Source organism: Tsuneonella sp. HG249 (assembly GCF_053819205.1).
Genome location: NZ_JBSOQY010000001.1, coordinates 379,019 through 394,378 on the forward strand (window position 1 = coordinate 379,019; position 15,360 = coordinate 394,378).

11 protein-coding genes are annotated in these 15,360 nt (G+C 66.2%); 3 read left to right on the forward strand and 8 right to left on the reverse strand.

Translation table 11 applies throughout. The features are described 5' to 3' along the window. Positions 1 to 15 precede the first annotated feature (15 nt). From ACWPM1_RS01940 to ACWPM1_RS01960, 5 genes are all read right to left on the reverse strand, one after another. Positions 16 to 4,746, reverse strand: coding sequence for an NAD-glutamate dehydrogenase (locus ACWPM1_RS01940; protein ID WP_455693159.1), 4,731 nt, complete (start codon positions 4,744 to 4,746; stop codon positions 16 to 18). A 147-nt stretch (positions 4,747 to 4,893) separates the two neighbouring features. Continuing rightward, positions 4,894 to 5,877 carry an LLM class flavin-dependent oxidoreductase gene (locus ACWPM1_RS01945; protein WP_455693160.1) on the reverse strand — a complete coding sequence of 328 codons (984 nt, stop codon included), beginning with the start codon at positions 5,875 to 5,877 and terminating at the stop codon, positions 4,894 to 4,896. Beyond that, positions 5,874 to 6,698 (reverse strand): tetratricopeptide repeat protein, encoded by an 825-nt coding sequence (locus ACWPM1_RS01950; RefSeq protein WP_455693161.1) that lies wholly within the window; start codon positions 6,696 to 6,698, stop codon positions 5,874 to 5,876. The genes ACWPM1_RS01945 and ACWPM1_RS01950 overlap by 4 nt, the downstream gene beginning before the upstream one ends. An 8-nt stretch (positions 6,699 to 6,706) precedes the next feature. After that, positions 6,707 to 7,432, reverse strand: a complete 726-nt coding sequence (locus ACWPM1_RS01955) for an alpha/beta fold hydrolase (protein ID WP_455693162.1) — start codon at positions 7,430 to 7,432, stop codon at positions 6,707 to 6,709. Positions 7,433 to 7,439: 7 nt separating this feature from the next. Then, entirely contained in the window at positions 7,440 to 7,694 is a 255-nt protein-coding gene (locus tag ACWPM1_RS01960) for a DUF6356 family protein (protein ID WP_455693163.1), read from the reverse strand. A 126-nt stretch (positions 7,695 to 7,820) separates the two neighbouring features. Between ACWPM1_RS01960 and ACWPM1_RS01965 the strand changes: the two genes are divergently transcribed. The 3 genes from ACWPM1_RS01965 to ACWPM1_RS01975 all read left to right on the forward strand — a co-directional run bounded on the left by ACWPM1_RS01965 (position 7,821) and on the right by ACWPM1_RS01975 (position 12,466). Beyond that, on the forward strand, positions 7,821 to 9,479 hold the full coding sequence (locus ACWPM1_RS01965) for an alkaline phosphatase D family protein (protein WP_455693164.1): 1,659 nt from the start codon (positions 7,821 to 7,823) through the stop codon (positions 9,477 to 9,479). Positions 9,480 to 9,707: 228 nt separating this feature from the next. Beyond that, the gene (thrS, locus tag ACWPM1_RS01970) at positions 9,708 to 11,726 is read left to right on the forward strand and encodes a threonine--tRNA ligase (protein ID WP_455693165.1); all 2,019 of its coding nucleotides are present in this window, start codon (positions 9,708 to 9,710) and stop codon (positions 11,724 to 11,726) included. Beyond that, positions 11,723 to 12,466: a sulfite exporter TauE/SafE family protein gene (locus ACWPM1_RS01975; RefSeq protein ID WP_455693166.1), complete on the forward strand. Its 744-nt coding sequence runs from the start codon at positions 11,723 to 11,725 to the stop codon at positions 12,464 to 12,466. The genes thrS and ACWPM1_RS01975 overlap by 4 nt, the downstream gene beginning before the upstream one ends. Here the strand turns inward: ACWPM1_RS01975 and ACWPM1_RS01980 are convergent. From ACWPM1_RS01980 to ACWPM1_RS01990, 3 genes are read right to left on the reverse strand one after another with little or no spacing between them, the layout of a single operon-like run. Continuing rightward, positions 12,463 to 12,585: a hypothetical protein gene (locus tag ACWPM1_RS01980; protein ID WP_455693167.1), complete on the reverse strand. Its 123-nt coding sequence runs from the start codon at positions 12,583 to 12,585 to the stop codon at positions 12,463 to 12,465. The two genes, ACWPM1_RS01975 and ACWPM1_RS01980, sit on opposite strands and share 4 nt — an antisense overlap. Positions 12,586 to 12,608: 23 nt before the next feature. After that, the gene (locus ACWPM1_RS01985) at positions 12,609 to 13,586 is read right to left on the reverse strand and encodes an agmatine deiminase family protein (protein ID WP_455693168.1); all 978 of its coding nucleotides are present in this window, start codon (positions 13,584 to 13,586) and stop codon (positions 12,609 to 12,611) included. Between the two features lie 4 nt (positions 13,587 to 13,590). After that, positions 13,591 to 15,294 carry a M28 family peptidase gene (locus ACWPM1_RS01990; protein WP_455693169.1) on the reverse strand — a complete coding sequence of 568 codons (1,704 nt, stop codon included), beginning with the start codon at positions 15,292 to 15,294 and terminating at the stop codon, positions 13,591 to 13,593. Between the last annotated feature and the right edge of the window lie 66 nt (positions 15,295 to 15,360).

Genomic DNA, 15,360 nt, shown 5'->3' on the forward strand with positions numbered 1-15,360 from the left:
CGTCAAGCGGCAGCGCTACCGTCCCAGCAGGTTGCGCGCCTGGCTGGCTATCTGGGCGAGCATCGCTGGCGCGACCGGATTGTGCCCCTGCGCACGGCCGATCATCGAGCGGAACTGGCCGATCGCGGCCGCGTGTTCCTCAGACCAGGCGGCGACCGCCGCCGAAGGGTCTTCCTTGGCTCCCTTGCGGCGCGACAACCGCCTCAGGAACTCGAGCCGCATCTGCTGAAAGTCGCGTGACAAGCCGGAAACGAGCACCCGCTCCCATACATCGGACGGGTTCATCATGGCCGCCGTGCTCTGAGCCCAGTCAAGGCCCAGCCGTTGGCCGAGATCGGTAAACGCCGCGGTCAGGTCACGAGCGTCGATCTCGGCATCCCGCGAAAGCGAGGCAAGACCGATCGTGCCGTCGAGATCGTAGAGGTGAGCCACTTTCGCCGCGAGCTTCTCGGAAGCGCCCATCTGCACGAATTCAGCGATCAACTTGTCCGACTGATGGCGCGACGCGGTAGTCAGCAAATCGCCCGTCGCCCCGGACAGCTGCTGCACACGTTTGTCGAGTGAGGAGATCAATGCGCTCGGCGCGATGGAACCGGAGCCGGCGCGGATGACGTCCGCCATCTGGCTGCGCAGCGCGCCCGCGGTGTGGCGAAACAGATAGATGCGCGCATCTTCCGGCATCTTGGCAGACTCGAGTTCGGACCAGAGCGCACCCACGTCGAACAGCCTCTCCGCCGCCACGAAGGCGGCGCAGATATTGGCGAGGCCCACGCCTTCTTCTTCTGACAGCTCGAACGGATGGACGATGCCCATCCGGTTGACGATCAGGTTGGCAAGCGCGGTGGCGATGATCGCCCGGCGCAACTGGTGCCCCTCGATCTGTTGCCGATAAGTCCTGCGCATCGCCGACGGGAAATAGTTCACCAGCAACTCAGTGAGGGCCGGATCGTCGGGCAGCGGGGACTTCTCGATCTCGTCCTGTAACACAAGCTTGGTCGAGGAGAGAAGAATGGCCAGCTCGGGGCGGGTAAGACCCAATCCATCGGCCGCGCGACGGGCAAGGACTTCGGCCGACGCCAATCCCTCGGTTTGGCGATCAAGTGCGCCGCGTTGCTCGAGCGCCTCGATCAAGTGCATCTGCGCCGCGACTGCCGGAGCGCCCCCGGCCTTGGCGATCGACAACGCGAGTGCCTGAAGCCGATTGTTCTCCAGCACTAGGTGGCCGACTTCTTCGGTCATCGACTCGAGCAGGGCGTTGCGCTTTTTCTCGGACAACTTGGCCGCACGGGTCGCGGCGGCGAGCGCGATCTTGATGTTCACCTCGTTATCGGAGCAGTTCACCCCGGCCGAGTTGTCGATAAAGTCGGTGTTGATGCGACCGCCGCGAAGCGCGAATTCGATCCGCGCCGCCTGCGTCATGCCGAGATTGGCACCTTCCCCAATCACCTTGGCGCGCAAGTCCAGTCCATCGATGCGCAGCGCGTCGTTGGCGGGATCGCCGACCTGGGCGGTCGCTTCGTGACTGGCCTTCACATAGGTACCGATGCCGCCGAACCAAAAGAGGTCGACCGGGCTCTTGAGGATCGCGTTGATCAATGCTTCCGGTTCGAGCTCGCTCGCTTCGATGCCCAGCACCTGGCGCACCTGCTTCGATAGCGGAATGCGCTTGAGGCTGCGTGCAAAGACTCCGCCGCCCTTGCTGATGAGGCTGGGATCGTAGTCCTCCCAGCTCGAGCGAGGCAGGTCGAACATCCGCCGCCGCTCTTTCCAGCTGACTGTGGGATCGGGGTCTGGATCGAGGAAGATGTGGCGGTGATCGAACGCGGCGACCAGCTTGATCGCCTTAGACAGCAGCATGCCGTTGCCGAACACATCGCCCGACATGTCGCCGCAGCCCGCAACGCGCACCGGATCGCTCTGCACGTCGATGCCCATTTCGAGGAAATGGCGTTGGACGGAAAGCCACGCGCCCTTGGCTGTGATCCCCATCGCCTTGTGGTCATAGCCGTTCGATCCGCCGCTGGCGAAGGCGTCGTCGAGCCAGAAATCGCGGCTTTCGGCGATCGCGTTGGCCACATCGGAGAACGTGGCGGTGCCCTTGTCGGCGGCAACGACGAAGTAGGGATCGTCGCCATCGTGGATGACGACGGATTCCGGATGTACCACCCGCTCGTTCACGATGTTGTCGGTGACCGACAGGAGCGTCCGGATGAATACCTGATAGCTCGCGCGGCCTTCGGCAGCCCAGCCCTCACGGTCGCGCACGGGATCTGGCAATTGCTTGGGATAGAACCCACCCTTGGCGCCTGTCGGCACGATCACCGCGTTCTTCACGCGCTGGGCCTTCATAAGACCGAGCACTTCGGTGCGGAAGTCGTCGCGCCGGTCTGACCAGCGCAGGCCGCCGCGTGCAACGGAGCCGGCGCGCAGGTGGATACCTTCGACGCGGCGCGAATAGACGAAGATTTCCCGCCATGGCACAGGCCGGGGAAGCCCGGGCACCAGCGAGGAATCGAGCTTGAACGCGAGCGCCTCGCGCGCGGCGGGGGCAAACGCGTTGGTCCGCAGAACGGCGGCAATCACGGCCTGGTAATTGCGCAGCAAGCGGTCGTCGTTGATTGCCGCAACCTGGCCCAGACCCCGGCGGATGGCTTCTTCGTGCCGCGCCCCCTCGGCGACGCGTTCGCCGGCGAAAGAGGGATCGTGCCGCGCCGCGAACAGCTCCACCAGGGGCTTGGTCACTTGGGGCGCACGGCGCAGCGCGTCGACCACCGTGCCGATGGTGAACCCGACCCCGGCCTGGCGCAGGTAGCGATAGAAAGCACGCAGCCAGTCAGCCTCGCGCGCCGAAAGGCCGGTTCCGACGATCAGGCGGTTGAACGGATCGTCTTCCGCGACGCCGTTGAGCACATCCCCGATCGCCTGCTCGATGGCATCGCTGCGTTCGAGCACGGGGGCCGCGGCATCGCCGTCGGCCAGCTGAAGTTCGAAATCGTCGATCGTCCCTTGGCTCGCCGCACCGCCGTCGGTCGCACCGAGAATAGTCGGAACCTGCTCGAGAACCCGGAAGCCGAAGTTCTCGAGCACCGGGACCGAATCCGAAAGCGAAAGCGCGCCGTGCAGTTGCACGACCTTTAGCCGGAGGCGATCGGGCGCGTCACCATCAAGGCGATAGAGGCGCGCGTCGCGCAAGGGGGCGGTCCCGGACTCTCCGGAAAGTGCGCTGAGGCGGCGAAGCCGGCGAATGTCCTTCGCCGCTTCGCTGGCACCATAGGAGGTGCGGTATGTGGGCGGGAAAGCCTCGGCATAACGGCCCGCGAGCGCCGCCGCTCGCGCCGGGTCCTCGCCCACCGCGAGTTCGCTTTCTACTGCCTCGCCCCACCCGCGCAGCAGCGCCTCGATCGCCGCATCGAGCGCCTTGGCGTCGACCGGCCCGGTATTCTCTCGGAAGTCGAGGACGTAGCGCAGCAGCGCCAGGTTGCCGCCTTCGACCTGCAGGCTCCAGTCGAGCGCCTTGGCGCCAGCGCCTTCTTCAAGTAGGTCCTCGATCCGCATGCGCGTCTGCGTTGAAAGCATGTCGCGCGGCAGCCAGACGAACGCGAACAGGTGGCGACTCAGCGGCGCCTCGACGAGCACCAGCCGCGGGCGCGGCCGGTCCACAAGGCTCATCATCGTCGTTGCGACCCGCTCGATGTCGCGATCCGAGAAACCGATCACGAGATCGTGTGGCAGAGCGGTCAGAGCGTGGACCAGTGCCTTGCCGGCGTGTCCATGCGGATCGAACCCGAACTTGTCGTTGAGCGCGGCGAGTTGGGTGCGCAACCGAGGCACTTGCGCAGGCGGAGTGGCCAGCGAGGCGCTGGTCCACACGCCCGCGTGGATCGACAATGCAGCGACCTTCTTCCCCTCGAAGATCGGAACGATGAACAGATCGAGCGGCACGCGGCGGTGTACGTTCGACAGCCGGTTCGCCTTGATGATCAATGGAGCCCGTCCACCGTTCAGCTTGGGGTCTTCGAACCACTTAAATGCACGATCGAAGCTGGCGTCGGCGAGAATCTGGCGGGCGCTCTTGCGGCAGATGCCAAGAACGCTGGCGTTGCTTCCGTCGCGCTTGCGGGTGACGTGGCCGAGCTGCGTAAGCATACCACCCTCAAGCCAGCGAAGCAGTTCGGTTCCCTCCTGGTCGGCGAGGCCCGCCGCGTCGTCGAGTATGACCTCGCGCATCTTGGGCCAGTCGGCCACTGCGGCCCGGACGTCACCGAGCGTCGTGCGGAGCTCGGCTTTCAGCTCGCGGCGTTGCCGGGCATCGGTCCGGGGCGTCTCGATGTAGATCATCGATTCGCGGGGTGTCTTCCCGCTGCTCTTGGACAATCCGGTCAGGTCGTGTTTGCCGTCGCGCTCGACGCCGACCACGGGGTGGAGCAGGCGGTCGATCGACAGGCCGTGCGCGGCGACCGTGGCGGCGACCGAGTCGACCAGGAACGGCATGTCGTCGTTGATGACCGCGATGCGCATGAAGCGGCGCTCGTCGTTGCCCGAAGCGATCGCGATGACGGCCTCGCCGGGTTCCCGGCGCGCGGCGGCTTCGCTCACGAAACGGGCCGCCTCTTCCATCCGAGCAGTCTCGAAGGCGCGATCTCCCGGCAGGAGCGACTCGGTCAATCGGGTCGCGATTCCGCGGGCCAGCGGCGAGAGCGTGGTCGCGCGGGAGTTGCGTTGCGAATCAGCGGCTTTGGCGGCCATCCTGCGTGCTCCGTCAGCCCGTCGGTGCCACGCGGGCCGTGTTATATTGTTGCCACATGTCGCAGCATTCTGGCGCCGTTAGGCCTCTCGGCCGAGACCCGCAACCCCTGCGCGCGTTCAAGGGAGACTACGCACGAACGTCTCGGTTTATCCGCCGAGTGCCTCCATGGTAAGTTCAAGCGAACGTTCGCGGGCAGCCGGATCGAACGTCGCACCCGAGACGATAATCTCGTCCGCCGCCGTTCGCTCGACAAAGCGCCCGATCGCCTCGCGCACCGTCGCAGGTGAGCCGATCGCGCTGGCCTGCCCGATGTGCGCTAGCAGCCCCTGCGCCACTGGCGGCAGGCCGTCGCGGTAACCGGGGGCAGGTGGCGGAAGCTTGCCCGGCTCGCCGGTGCGCAAGCGGACGAAGCTCTGCTGCTGGCTCGACGACAGCAGTTCGGCCTCGGCATCGGTTTCCGCCGCGAAAACCGTCATCGCCGCCATCACATGGGGGTTTTCAAGCCATTGCGACGGCTGGAACCGCTCTCGATACAACCGCAGCGCCCCGTCGAGATGATCGGGCGCGAAGTGCGAGGCGAAGGCATAGGGCATGCCGAGCTGCGCCGCCAGCTGCGCGCCGAACAAGCTCGAACCGAGCATCCACATCTCGACGTCCGCCCCGTGCCCCGGTGTGGGCCGCACCGGCGCACCGGGTTCCCCGGTTAGCAACGCGCGCAACTCGACGACGTCTTGCGGGAAAAATTCGGCGGCCTGGTGCAGGTTCTTGCGCAAGGCACGGCTCAATTCTGGGCCGGCCCCCGGCGCCCGGCCGAGTCCGAGATCGATCCGGCCAGGGAACAGGGCGTCGAGCGTGCCGAATTGTTCGGCGATCACGAAAGGATTGTGGTTAGGCAGCATGATGCCGCCCGATCCGATACGGATGGTCGAGGTCGCGTTCCCGACGTGGGCGAGCACGACTGACGTCGCCGCGCCGCCGATACCTTCCATGGTGTGGTGCTCGGCGATCCAGAAGCGCTTGTAGCCAAGCCGTTCCGCGGCCCGGGCGAGGCTGGCGGTTGCCGCATAGGCCTGGCCGAGCGAGCCGCCCTCGCGGATCGGCACCAGGTCGAGAACGGAAAGCGGTATCATTCGCCGAGCTGCTCGAGATACTTCCGGGCGAGCGCCGAGTACGGCCCCTCGGCATCCGCTGAGACAACCGATTCGAAGGACTGGCGGGCCGCCGCGTCGCGCCCTCCGAGCGCGGCGATGAGTCCCGCTTCGAGTCCGATCGCGGGGTCACGCGGATCGAGCGTCGCGGCGTGCTCGATGAAGCCCTGTGCGCCGGTGAGGTCGTCTTGCCGGCGCGCGAGCGTCGCGGATAGCAGCCAGGCATGCGGGTCGCCGGGCGTGAGCGCGCGCGCTTCGGCGAGTGCCGCTTTGCCTTCTTCGAGGCGCTCTAGCGCCACCAGCGCGGTCGCCCGGTCGATCGCGATTGGGCCGCCGAGCGCCTCATCGCCCGCCGCGTCCGCCCGCGCCGTCTCGAGCGCGGCCAGCGCCGCCGCGGGCTGTTCCGCGGCGAGGAGGGCGGACCCGGCTAGTGCGCCCATCCGAGCGCGGAAGCCGGTGTCGTTAGCTTCGTCAGATTCGTCGCGCGCTGCGATGAAGGCGGCCGCCGCGGCCGCCCAGTCGCCCTGATTGGTCGCCGCCACGCCGAGGCAGTGGCGTCCGGTCGCGCGTTGCAGGCCATCGGTGCGGGAAACCCATTCCTCGGCAAACTGCCGCGCCTTCGCCGGGTCGGAGCGCGCGGTATCGAGGCAAAGCTCGATCGCCGGGCGGCTCTGCGGTCGGTCCAGCATCGGCGCGGTACGCGGCGGTCGGTTCTGCAGTTCGGGCGGCACCGCGGTGACCGGCGAGGTGGTCGGCGCGGGGCCGACCTGCATCAGCGCGAGAGGAAGGAGAATGGGGAGCATGATGGCCTCTAGAGCGATGCGACTGTGCGCAGCAGCAGGGTGATATCCTGCTCGCGGCTAAGCCGGTGGTCGCCGTCCTTGATCAGTGTCAGGTGAATGTCGGACGAACGCAACTCCGCCGCCAGCCGCTGCGACACTTCCCATGGCACGTCCTCGTCCCGCATCCCATGGACCAGCCTCACCGGGCAATCGAGCAATATCTCGCGGTCGAGCATCCGGTTGGCCTGGCCATCGGCCCAGAAAGAAGGATGCATCGGCCTGGGTTCCGGGCCGTAGTGGTTAGGGTCGAACACCGTCACGCCGCGGGCAAGCTGCGCCTTCTCGGCCTCGGAACGGCCCCATTCGGTAAAGTCCGGCGCGGCGGCTATCCCGACCAAAGCGTGCAGCCGGTCGCCGAGCTTCTCGCCCGCCAGCAGCATCAGCCAACCGCCCATCGAAGAGCCCACCAGGATGACCGACCCGCTTGCCTGCGCATCAATTAGGGCCAACACCTCGCCACGCCAGCGCGACAGGGTTCCGTCGGCAAACTCACCGCTCGACGACCCACAGCCCGAATAGTCCAGCAACAGGCATTCGCGGCGCTCGCGCTCCGCCCAAACGCCCAGCGCGCCCGCCTTGGAGCCCGACATGTCGGACATGTACCCCGGCAGGAATACTACGCATGGCCCTGCGCCCGGCGTATGGCGAAAGGCAATTCGCCGGCCATCCCCCATGATGTGATGGCGCAGGCCCATGTCCCGGTCAGATCACCCAGTCGACGTTTTGCATCTGCGTCACCGCCTGTCCCTTTGCGCGGCGCTGTTCCACCATGATCTTGTTGAGACGCTTGATGGTGTCGCTGCCGGTCGTCACGCACCACCCGGGCACCGCCGCATGGACCAGCGCCGACAATCCGCCGCGAATCATCGTTACGCCGAACCGCGAGGCGACGGCGAAATGCTGAAAGTAGGTCTCGTCCACACTGCGTGGATGGTCGACGAAGAGGCGGCGGAGCATGACGGGGCCCTTTTGCGGCATGATGGCGGCAGGTCCTCTAGCAAATAGCAGGTGCGGGCTCCAATCGGGCAAAAGCCGCTTGTCACTACACGGCAATCTGCGGACAGTAGTCGGCGAGGGAGGGAAATGACCATGCCTGCACGCCAACCACCTGCGCTCATCCAGCTACCGTCGGTCTCGCGGCGCGCGCTGCTGCGCGGCGGCGCGCTCGGACTCGGCCTCGCCGCCGCGCCCCTCGGAGCGCAAGTGGCGGGCGGCTATACACACGGGGTTGCCAGCGGCGAACCGTCGGCAACATCGGTCCTGCTGTGGACCCGCTTTGCCGGCAGCCGGCCGGCGAAACTTCGCTTCGAGCTGTCCGAGGATGCCGGATTCGGAAAAGTCTCCGCCGGCGGGCAAGTGACGGCCACGCCGGAGAGGGACTGGTGTGCCAAGGCCGTCGCCCGAGGCCTCAAGCCCGGCAACTGGTACCATTACCGCTTCATCGCGCCGGACGGCTCGAAATCGGTCGTCGGGCGCACGCGCACGCTTCCCGAAGGACGCGCCGATCGGTTCCGCATGGCCGTGTTCAGCTGTTCGAACCTCGGCTTCGGCTACTTCAACGGCTACGCGCACGCGGCCGCTGCCGACGAGTTCGACCTCGCGGTGCACCTCGGCGACTACCTCTACGAATATGACTCGAACAATTATCCGAGCGAGCAGCAGCGGATCGCCGGGCGCCGGCCAGAGCCGCTGAACGAGATCATCCAGCTTGCCGACTATCGCCTGCGCTACGCCAGCTACCGCCGCGATCCCGATCTCCTGCGGCTGCACCAGCTCTATCCCATGATCTCGGTGCTCGATGACCACGAGAGCGCCAACGATTCGTGGCGCGGCGGGGCGCAGAACCACACGCCCGAAACGGAAGGATCGTGGGAAGCCCGCAAGCGCGCCGCCATCCGGGCACGCAACGAATGGCTGCCGATCAGCGATGATCCCTGGGCGCGGTACGACGTCGGCGACTTGGCGACGATATTCCGGCTCGAGACGCGGCTCATCGCGCGCGACAAGCCGCTCGATCTGGCGTCGGTCACGCGGGACTTGCCGCCCGAACAAGCCGACAGCGCGCTGCGGGCATTGCGCGAAGGGGCGTGGGTGGATTCCGCGCGTACGATGATGGGCCCGGTGCAGGAAAGGTGGCTCGCGAAGGGACTCGCATCATCGGTGCGATCCGGGCGCAAGTGGCAGGTGCTGGCCCAGCAGGTCGTCATGGGCGGCCTGTCGACACCTCCCGGACTGCTAGATCGCGCCGGCAGCGATGTGCCCGACTACGTTCAGCGGCGACTGAAGGCCGCGGTTTCGGCGAGCCGCACCGGGCTCCCTGCAAACATGGACGCCTGGGACGGCTACCCCGCTGCGCGAGCGCGGTTGCTGCGGTCGGCGCGGGAGGCCGACGCCAATCTCGTCACGCTGACCGGCGATACCCACAATGCCTGGGCTTTCGAATTGGTCCACGGAGGCGAGAACGCCGGGGTCGAATTCGCCGGCCAGTCGGTCAGCTCGCCGGGATTCGAGGGTTCGCTCGGCAACATTCCGCCGGGCGATCTGGCCGCTATGCTTGTCGGCCATAACCCGCGTTTGAAGTGGGCGGATACCAGCCGCCGCGGCTACATGGCGGTCGAACTCACTCCACAGGCCGCGACGTGCGAATGGCGTTTCAGCGCGCCGGTCAGGCAGCGTTCGGCGGAGCTCGTCGGCACGCACCGGATGGTCGCGGCGCACAGCGCCCGGCGCTTCACGGGTTGAGCCGTTAACCCCCAGCCGCTATGGACGCCTCGATGACGCACCGCGCCGCCAGCACATCGACTACTACCACCCGGGTCCTCCGGGGGCGGTCGGTCGCGCGTTAGCACGATCTGCCGCCGCCCGGTTTCGGGCGGAGCGGCGTCACTCTCCCGAAGCCTCGATCACCTGACGCCTTTGCGGCCTTCGACCCTTTGTGCCAAGGGCCGCGCCAAAGAAACGAAGGTATTCATGAGCGAGCTTCTCAAGATCAGCCTGCCTGACGGTTCGGTGCGCGAGGTTGCGCCCGGCACCACTCCCGCGGATATCGCCGCCGCGATCGGCCCGGGGCTTGCCAAGGCCGCGCTCGCGGCGCGGGTCGATGGCGAACTGCGCGACCTCAACCGCGCGTTCGAGGGTGATGCCGAGCTTGCGCTGGTGACCAGCCGCGATGAGGCAGATGCGCTGGAACTGGCGCGTCACGATTTCGCCCACGTGCTCGCCGAGGCAATCCAGGCGTTGTGGCCGGGCACGCAGATCACGTTCGGGCCGGCGACCGACGACGGGTTCTATTACGATGTGATGGCACCCGCGAGCCGCGCCCCGTTCTCGATCGAGGACCTGCCGGTGATCGAGGACAAGATGCGCGAGATCATCCGCGCCGACAAACCGCTCACGCGCGAAGTGTGGAGTCGCCAGCAGCTGATCGAAAAGTGGCGGGCCGACGGCGAGACGTTCAAGGCCGAGTGGGCCGCCGAGCTTCCCGAAGGCGAGGAACTGACGGTCTATCGTTCGGGCCCGAAGAACTCTGAGGACTCTTGGCTCGACATGTGCCGCGGGCCGCATTTGCCCAGCACGGGCAAACTCGATCCTGCCGCTTTCAAGCTGACGCGTGTCGCCGGTGCCTACTGGCGCGGCGACCAGCGGAACGCCCAGCTTACGCGCATTTACGGGACCGGCTGGCTCAACAAGAAGCAGCTAGACGCGCACCTTTTCCGGCTCGAGGAAGCGGCCAAGCGCGATCACCGCAAGCTCGGCCGCGAGATGGACCTGTTCCACTTGCAGGAAGAGGCCCACGGCAGCGTCTTCTGGCACCCGCAGGGCTATCGCATCTGGCGCGAGTTGGAGGCCTACATGCGGCGCGCGATCGACGGTGCGGGGTATCAGGAGGTCAAGACACCGCAGGTGATGGACGCGCGCCAGTGGGAGCAGTCCGGTCATTGGGGCAAATACCGCGAGAACATGTTCGTCATTCCCGATGAGGTGCCCAACACCGAGGATGAAGGTCCGGTCATCAGCGGCGAGGCCGACTGGATGGCGCTCAAGCCGATGAACTGTCCGGCGCACGTGCTCATCTTCCGGCAGGGGTTGAAGTCCTATCGCGAACTGCCGCTGCGGCTCTATGAAAACGGATGCTGCCACCGCAACGAGCCGCACGGCGCGCTGCATGGGCTGATGCGCGTTCGCCAATTCACGCAGGACGATGCGCATATCTTCTGCCGCGAGGACCAGATCGTGTCGGAAGTGCGGGCGTTCTGCGAACTCGCCGACCGCGTCTACCGCGACTTCGGATTCACATATTCGGTCAAGCTCGCGCTGCGACCCGAACATCGCTACGGATCGGATGCCGACTGGGACAAAGCCGAGGCCGAACTGCGCCAGGCGGTGATCGACGCCGGCCTCGCGACCGAAGAATACGGCTGGGAAGAGTTGCCGGGCGAAGGCGCCTTCTACGCGCCCAAGCTTGAGTGGCACCTGACCGACGCGATCGGCCGCACCTGGCAGGTCGGCACGATCCAGTCCGATCGGGTCCTGCCCGAACGGCTCGATGCGAGCTACATCGGCGAAGACGGCGAAAAGCACCGTCCAGTCATGCTTCACAGGGCCATTTTCGGCTCGTACGAGCGCTTCATCGGCATCCTGATCGAGCATTTCGCCGGCAAATTGCCCGTCTGGATAGCGCCCACCCAAGCCGTGGTCGCCACGATCGTGTCGGACGCGGATGAGTACGCCCGAGACGTTGCCTCTCGGCTCGAAGCGGCGGGAATCCGCGTCGAGACCGACCTTCGGAATGAGAAGATCAACTACAAGGTTCGCGAGCACAGCGTGGCGAAAGTCCCGCATCTGCTGGTGGTCGGCAAACGCGAGGCAGACGAAGGGACGGTCGCCGTGCGTACCCTCGGCGCGGAGCACCAGAATGTGATGAAACTCGACGAAGCGCTGGCGATGCTGGTGGCGGAGGCGACCGCGCCGGACTTGCGCGCGGGTTGATCCTGGGGCTCACCGCCCTGGCGATCGCCACCGGACTCGCCGCAGCGCTCGTCGCTGGGTTCGTCCGCGGCCTCGCGGGATTCGGCCTTGCGATCCTGTTGGTGCCGGTGCTGGGCCTTGCCATCCCGCCCGCCGAAGCGGTGGTGGTGGGCAATTGCCTCGGGTTCATGATCAGCCTCGTGTCGCTGCGCAAGCAGGTCGCCGACACCGAACGGTCAGCCTGGCTGATCGCCGCGTGCGCGATTCTCACGATCCCGCTTGGGGTGCTTGCGCTCAATGCTGCCGGCCCGGCGCTCGCGCGCTTGCTGATCGCGCTGGTGGCGATTGCGGCGTTCATCGCCGTGGTGTTGCCCAAGCGGCCGCACGAGCGCGCGCGGCGGGGCGAAGCGGCCGCGACGGGTATCGCTTCGGGCGTGCTGACTGGGTTTGCCGGTATGCCGGGGCCGCCGGTGGTGCCCTTCTATGTCCGCCGTCCGATCCCTCCTGCGGTCGCGCGAGCCTCGATGATGTCGGTGTTTCTCGTTACGCAAGGTGTAGGGGCGATGACCGCGCTGGCACTCGGCCTAGCGACCTGGCGCGAAGGCGCGCTGGCTCTGGGCCTTTATCCGGCGGTATTGATCGGAAACTGGGCCGGTTCGCGGGCGTTCGGACGCATCAATCCGGATGCGTGGCGGCTGATTGCAGGGGTCGTCTTGGGCTTGGCCGCGGGAGGCGCGGTTCTCAAGCTGGCAAACGGCTAGAAAGGCAGCGCGCGGCCCGCGAAGATCAACGCGAGCGGGCAGCCGGTCACCAGCGCGAACCGGACGACTTCGCACAGAGGCGATTCGATCGTCAGGACTCGGGCGACGGCTCTGGCCATGACCGGATCGTGCGCGCGAAGAACTAATGTCCGGTTAAAAGCGGCATCTGCTGGCTGGCGCAATGAAATCCGCCTCCCCCGGCGAGAACCGCGTCTCCTGACAGACCGATGGTGGCACGGTCGGGGAACAGGGCGGCGATCGCCGCCACCCCATCGGTATCGTGAATCGATCCGAACGTCGGGACGACCACCAGGTTCGTCGTGATGGCGAAATTGGCGTAGCTCGCCGGTTCGACGAAATCACCGCGGGTGATCAATCCGGGCGACGGAATGTCATGGACCTTGAGGCCTGCGGCGAGCAGGCGCGCCCTGGCGTCGGCGTAGATGTTTCGGTTGGGGTCGTCCTCGCCGCAGGCGCGCGGCAATGCCACCTCGCCGGGCGCCACGAACCGCGCGAGGTTGTCGACATGCCCATCAGTATGGTCGTTCACCAGGCCGTCGCCAAGCCACACGACCCGTTCGAAGCCAAGATCGCGCGCGAGCCGGGTCTCGATGTCTTCGCGCGAAAGTTCGGGATTGCGGTTAGGGTTGAGCAGGCATTGCTCAGTGGTGAGCACGGTACCGGTGCCATCGGTATCGATCGCGCCCCCCTCGAGAACCCAGTCGGCCTGAGACACCGGTAATCCGGCATCGGTCGCCAGTGCCGCGCCGATGGATTGGTCGCCTTCCATAAGATACTTGCCGCCCCACCCGTTGAAGCCGCACCGCAAAGCGGTGCCGTCGGAACGCACCAGCGGCCCGGTATCGCGCAGCCAGATGTCGCCGAACTCCCGCCGCTCGAGCCCGACCGCTCCCGAAACGAGCGCTCGCGCCCGCCCCTCGTTGGCGGCATCGCGAACCAGCAGCCGCACCTCCTGCCCGCTCTCGGAGACCGCGTTCGCGAACGCGGCTATCTGCTCCTGGGCCTGGGCGAGATAACCGGGCCATTCCTCGGCCAGATGCGGGAAACCGATCCACAGCCACTGCTGCGGCGCCCACTCAGGCGGCATCGTCGAGGTCATCTTGTCAGCAGCCGGCTTGGGCTACCTTACAGCTCTCCTCGCGGATGCCGCGGAATTCGTCGCCTTCGACCCAGTTGGGCCAGCCGGTGGCCATCGCTATGCTGCGGCCGATACGGTAATAGAGCTGGAGCTGTTGCATCAACCCCGTCAGGTCCCAACCTGCGTCGTGTTCGTCCGACGGCTGGTGATAGCGATTTTCCTCGTAATCCTTGGCTGCCGCCTTGCCGGCGTCGACACCGCCGGCTTCGAGGTCCTCGCCGACGTCGATATACAACATCGGTACCCCGCGCTTGGCCATGCTGAAGTGGTCCGACCGGTAGTAGAAGCCCTTCTCGGGGGTCGGCTCGGGCGTGCCCTTGCGCTTCTCCGCACCGAGCGCCCAATCGAGATACTTGTCGAGATCGCTCTTCCCGCCGCCGACAATCGTAACGTCGTTAGAGCGGCCGCCGGGAAGCAGTCCGTCCATGTTCACCCCGCCGACCGTCTGGGCGAGGGGGAACACCGGGTTGGCTGCATAATACTCGCTGCCGAGGAGGCCGGATTCCTCAGCGGTGACCGCCAGAAAGATCTGACTGCGTCGCGCCGGCCCCGCTTTGACGTTGGCCTCTGCCAGCGCGACGAGCGCGGCGGTGCCGGTCGCATTGTCGACCGCGCCGTTGCAAATATCGTCGCCGCTTGCGTCTGCCTTGCAGCGCCCCAGGTGGTCCCAGTGCGCGGTGTAAAGCACGTATTCGTCTTTCGCTTCGCTGCCCTCCAGCAGACCGATGACGTTCTGCGATTCAAAGGTGCGAATCTTGTTGGTAAACCCGGTGGAGGCAGTGACTCCCAGAGGCACGGGCTTGAACCCCTTCTTCTTTGCCGCCGCGGAGAGTTTCGCGAGATCCTGTCCGCCAGCCGCCAGGATCTTCTCGGCGACGCGCTTCTGCACCCAGCCGTTGACCGTGGTCTGATTGGCGCCCTTGTCAGCTCTCTGGGCGTAGACCTGCGGGCCCGACCACGAGCTTTCGACAACGTTCCAGCCGTAAGCGGCCGGGAATGTGTCGTGGACGATGATGGCGGCGGCCGCGCCTTGCTTGGCAGCTTCCTCGTACTTGTAGGTCCACCGGCCGTAATAGGTCATTGCCCGGCCGCCGAATTCACCTTGCAGACCGGAAGCCTCGTAATCCGGATCGTTAATCAGGATGACCGCGGTCTTCCCTTTCATGTCGAGGCCGGCGTAGTCGTTCCAGCCTTTTTCGGGTGCGTTGATGCCGTAGCCGACGAACACCAGCTCGCTGTCGGCAAGGTCCACCGTCGGTGTTTCACGATAAGTCGCGCCGACCCAGTCGCTGCCGTAGGCGAAGCGTTGGATCGCACCGTCCTTACCGGTGATCGCTAGCGGCGCGTGGCCCTCGCCAGTGATTTCCACCAACGGCACCTTCTGCACCCAGCTACCCTTGTTCCCGGGCTTGAGCCCCGCCTTCTGGAATTGCTCGACCAAATAGGCGACCGTCTTTGCTTCCCCTGGAGTTCCCGGGGCGCGGCCCTCGAACTCGTCGGACGCGAGGCGCTCGGTGATCGCCTTCACCGTCGCCTCTGACAACGCACCGGCTGCGACCTCGGGCACATCGATCGCGGCGGAAGAAGAGCCCGCATCGCCGGTAGCGGACATCGAGCAGGCGGCCAACGACAAGGCAGTGGCCACGGCGGACATGGTGCGAAGAAACATCGGGCGATCCTTGGGAAATTGGTCCAGGTGCGTGGCACGCTTGTTGCAAAGCGCGCAGGCCATCGC

Excerpts from the sequence above, each read along its gene's own strand:
- ACWPM1_RS01940 (WP_455693159.1), bottom strand. The coding sequence starts at position 4,746 with ATGGCCGCCAAAGCCGCTGATTCGCAACGCAACTCCCGCGCGACCACG.
- ACWPM1_RS01945 (WP_455693160.1), bottom strand. The coding sequence starts at position 5,877 with ATGATACCGCTTTCCGTTCTCGACCTGGTGCCGATCCGCGAGGGCGGC.
- ACWPM1_RS01950 (WP_455693161.1), bottom strand. The coding sequence starts at position 6,698 with ATGCTCCCCATTCTCCTTCCTCTCGCGCTGATGCAGGTCGGCCCCGCG.
- ACWPM1_RS01955 (WP_455693162.1), bottom strand. The coding sequence starts at position 7,432 with ATGGGCCTGCGCCATCACATCATGGGGGATGGCCGGCGAATTGCCTTT.
- ACWPM1_RS01960 (WP_455693163.1), bottom strand. The coding sequence starts at position 7,694 with ATGCTCCGCCGCCTCTTCGTCGACCATCCACGCAGTGTGGACGAGACC.
- ACWPM1_RS01965 (WP_455693164.1), top strand. The coding sequence starts at position 7,821 with ATGACCATGCCTGCACGCCAACCACCTGCGCTCATCCAGCTACCGTCG.
- thrS (WP_455693165.1), top strand. The coding sequence starts at position 9,708 with ATGAGCGAGCTTCTCAAGATCAGCCTGCCTGACGGTTCGGTGCGCGAG.
- ACWPM1_RS01980 (WP_455693167.1), bottom strand. The coding sequence starts at position 12,585 with ATGGCCAGAGCCGTCGCCCGAGTCCTGACGATCGAATCGCCTCTGTGC.
- ACWPM1_RS01985 (WP_455693168.1), bottom strand. The coding sequence starts at position 13,586 with ATGACCTCGACGATGCCGCCTGAGTGGGCGCCGCAGCAGTGGCTGTGG.
- ACWPM1_RS01990 (WP_455693169.1), bottom strand. The coding sequence starts at position 15,294 with ATGTTTCTTCGCACCATGTCCGCCGTGGCCACTGCCTTGTCGTTGGCC.